The organism is Blastocatellia bacterium, assembly GCA_025055075.1.
In the GTDB taxonomy this organism is placed as follows: Bacteria; Acidobacteriota; Blastocatellia; order HR10; family HR10; genus HR10.
The window spans coordinates 1-4,044 of sequence record JANWYV010000031.1 but is presented as its reverse complement, the minus strand read 5'-3'; the positions used below and the strand labels follow the sequence as shown (position 1 = coordinate 4,044).

The window sequence follows — 4,044 nt, the reverse complement described above, 5'->3', positions numbered from 1 at the left end:
TTGCGGGCGATCTCCGGCGACATCGGAGCCCCGCCCTCGTGGACTTCTCGAATGGCTTCGAGCAAGCGCGCCGGAGGCGTCTTCTTCAAAAGATACCCCGACGCTCCATTGCAGAGCGACTCAAAGACTTTTTCCTCCTCGGCGTAAATGGTGAGCATGAGGATTTGCGTGGAGGGAAACTTCTCCTTGAGCAATCGAACCCCCTCCGAGCCCGAGATCCCCGGCAGGTGAATGTCGAGCAAGAGGACGTCGGGAATCTCTGCTCCCAGGCCGTGCAGTGCTTCTTCAACTGAACGGAAAGCACCAATGCAGCGGTATCCGGGAGTGCCGTTGATCAAAAGCGCTAGTGCCTGGCGCATCGTCGGCTTATCTTCAACAATAGCGATCCGAATCGGTTCCCCCGCTGACATCGAAGTTCCCCAAATTGCGTGTCGGACCGAGCCGTTGGCATTGTACTGTAAGGATTCTCTGCGGACAATGGTATGCTCATACCGAGAAGCATCTGAACTGCTGTCAACGCCGTTGCGCCGGGCTCATCCAAGCGGCACGATGAGCGTCAGGCGCGTTCCTTGGCCGGGAGCCGTCGCGATATCCAACCGGCCCTTCAGTTCCGCCGCCCGCCGGCGCATGTTCTCCAGACCGTGCCCGGAAGTGAGGGCGGCGCTGTCGAATCCACATCCGTTGTCGCTGATCTCCGCGATCAGACGGCGATTTTCCACACTGATGGTCAACGAGGCTTGTGTACAATTGGCATGTCGCGCGATGTTGATGATGGCTTCCTTGAGGATCAAATAGAGGTGGCGGCGCTGGTCCGGAGAGAGCCTAGTAGCCTCCACAGCCTCTGAAGCCCGAATCTCACAGGCGATTCCCTTTGCGCCGAGGATGTCCGCCGCCATTTGGCGAATCCGCAGGATCAGGCTCCGCACATCATCGCGTCGGGGATCGATCGCCCAGACGATGTCGCTCATCGTATCCACGAGGTCTCGCGCTTTGTCGGCGATCTCGGTCAACATCTGGCGCGCGCTGGCCTCGGTGAGGAATTTGTGCTCTTTGACGATCTCGCTCAGAAGCGCGATCTCCGACAGGCTCGCGCCGATGTCATCGTGCAGATCGGCCGCCAATCGCGTGCGCATCCGTTCGAGTTCGAGCAGTCGCACGACGCGATACCGATGGACGAGATAAACGACGACGCTTCCCAAAAGAATCATCAGCGCGATGAACCATCCTCGCTGCCACACCGGTGGCAGGATGACGAACGAAAAAACGGCGGGTTCCGAAAGGGCGATCCCTTGACCGTCGACGGCTCGCACGAGGAACCGATACGACCCTGGTTCTAGCCGCGCATACGTCACGGAATGTTCTTCGGTCGGTGCGCTCCAGTGGGCATCGGCGCCTTCGAGCTTGTATTGGTACCGTAGAGCGCGTCCCGCCTGAAGGCTCACGGCGACATACTCAATACGAATGGTGTTCTGTCCCGCTCGAAATCTCCGCTCCGGCAGCCATTGGGCGCCACGCTCCGGCACGATGAGATCTTCACCCGCCACTTGCACGCGAGTGAGATAAATCGGTGGAGCTGGCGGGGCTGAGCGCTCCGCCCGGGGATCGTACCGCGACACCCCTGACGTCGTCGCAATCCAAATGTTCCCGTGCCGATCCTTCAGGCAATCGGTAATTGCATCTCCAGCTAAGCCATCCCATGCGCGCAGATGTCGAATCCGCCCCGTCACGGGATCGAGTTGGTTCAGGCCGCGACTCGTGCCTAGATAAATCTTCCCTTCATCGTCCTCAGTGATGCAGGAGACGGAGTCGCTCGACAGTCCCTCTCGCGTGGAATAGTTCACAAACGTCGGACGCTCCGCCTGGGGATTCTTCGTCATCGAGACCCCGCGATAGCGCAGCCCAATCCAAATCCATCCTCGGCGATCCTCAAACAGGGCGCGCGCCCGCACTTCGGGCAATCCTTCCGTCGGCTCCATCACAATGACGCGCCCGTTGACGACCTTCCCCAATCCCCCGGTTGTCGCCAGCCAGAGCGTTCCCGACCGATCCTCCATCATTTTGAGCACGGCCTCCGTGGGCCAGGAGGAACTCACATCGAGCATGTGGAATCGCTCCGTTGCAGGATCGAACCGGAATAGGCGCGGGCCAACGACGCCGTTCCATGTGCTGATCCACAGGTGCCCTCTTGAGTCTTCGTAGATTCCTTGCTCATAGGCGATCCCGTATTCGGGCAATCCCAGTTCTCGCGCGAATTTTCGACCGCGATGCCGTTGCAGCTCCGGTCCCCGAAAGCGAAAGAGCGCCCTGTGTGTGCCGATCCACCAATCCCCTCGGCGATCCTGAAGCACTCGGCCCAGAGCTTGGTCAAGAGGATGTGCGGGCGAACCCGACACGCGCCGTGCTCTCCCGCGAACGATCTCCGCAATGCCGCTGCTCGTGCTGACATAGATGCGCCCGTCCCGGCTCTCCACGATCCGCCAGACATACGGATCGGGCAACCCCTCGGCCTTCGTGATGCGGATGATCGCTTGACTGGACAATCGGCACAGGCCACTCTGCGTCCCGATCCAGAGACCGCCCTCTCGATCCCGACCGAGCGCTGTGACTTCATCGTGGCTCAATCCGTTGGCCGTCGTGTGGAGCATCACGTGAGCATCGCTGTATCTGATCAATCCCTTGGTGGTGCCGATCCAGAGCGCCCCTGCAAAATCAGCTAGTAGTACATTCACGCGTTGATCCGGCGCGAGTGCGGGCGGGAGTCTTCGCCAATGTCCCCGCCGCGCAGATTTCGCACGCCACGAAACGTCCTGCGAGAAATCCGTCGAGGGAGTGAACTCCAAAAGTCTGCCGGACTCTCCGACGATAAGGAGTTTCCCCGTGCGATCTTCGAGGATGCCGGCGACGATCTCCGCCGACGATCCTCTCGGCAAAGGGTGCGTGATGATCTGATCTCGGACCACCTGAACAAGCCTGTCCGCGAATCCGCCAAACCACAGATGCCCTCGACTATCGGCGAAGGCCGCGCGAAAGTCCCCATGCGTCAAAGGCACAACGACCTCGAACGCAACGTCGCCCGTTGGGCTGATGAGCCCGCGATATAAGCCCGCATCGGTGGCGCACCAGAGCCTCCCCTGGTCATCGAAGAGAACTCGATTGACGTTGTTGGCGTCGGCCGGCCCCGGGAGCCGATAACTCACGAACTTCTTCCTTCCTCCAGCGGAGAGGAAAGAGCGTTGAGAGCGAGCGGCCGATGTCGGCGTGACGGCTTGAGGCGCGCGCTCGCGCTTAGGATTCCCGGCCATGGCCTCCTCTTCGTCCAAACGCGCCACGCCGCCGCCATTGGTCGCCACCCAGAGCCGCCCTTGCCGGTCTTCGACGATGTCATTGATGACGCGATGCCCCAACCCATCGGCCTCATGGTAACTGATGAAGCGCATCCCATCGAAGCGGTTGAGGCCATCCCAGGTGCCAATCCAGACGTATCCTTTGCTGTCCTGATAAATGACCCGCACAGAGCCGTGAGTCAACCCCTCGCTCGTGTCGTAACACCGCACGGGAAGTTGCTGCGCCTGAAGACAGCGAGCCGTCCACCCGATGAACGCGCATATCCCGAGGACGATCAAGCTCCACGCCATGATTCCTTTCCTCGCCGCTCTTTCGTTAGCCGCGATTATAGCACGACCAATGTTGCCAATGTTGAGGGAAATGTCCGCTCGTGCAAAGAGTGCTCCTGATCCTCACCATAGGAGCGCGCATAGAGCAAAAGTGCAGTTGCGGGTCGGGCATGTTAGGAGGCCGCTTGCCGGGATGTTGGGACAACGCCTTTGCAGAGCGACGCGTGGCTTGGTGAATGGTCCAAGGGGCGAGCGTCATCTTGATGCATTCTCGCTTGGCTGAAGCGGCTGCAACCGCTCGCGTCGAATGGTGACCGTTTCGATCTTAGCGCGAGAGAAGAAGACGGGGAAATAGCGTCCGTCTTTCCAGAGTTCGAACAGGTCGCGATAGTGAGGGCTGGTGGGATCGCCCGATTGTCCTGGGGCGTTC

General features: G+C 60.2%; 3 protein-coding genes. All 3 read right to left on the bottom strand.

Features of this window, described 5'->3' with window-relative positions:
- On the bottom strand, positions 1-410 hold a 410-nt coding region (locus NZ746_07795), incomplete at its 3' end, for a response regulator transcription factor (GenBank protein MCS6817266.1).
- Positions 411-533: 123 nt separating this feature from the next.
- On the bottom strand, positions 534-3,635 hold the full coding sequence (locus tag NZ746_07790) for a histidine kinase (protein ID MCS6817265.1): 3,102 nt from the start codon (positions 3,633-3,635) through the stop codon (positions 534-536).
- A 234-nt stretch (positions 3,636-3,869) separates the two neighbouring features.
- A partial coding sequence (locus NZ746_07785; GenBank protein ID MCS6817264.1) for a penicillin acylase family protein occupies positions 3,870-4,044 on the bottom strand: 175 nt, incomplete at its 5' end.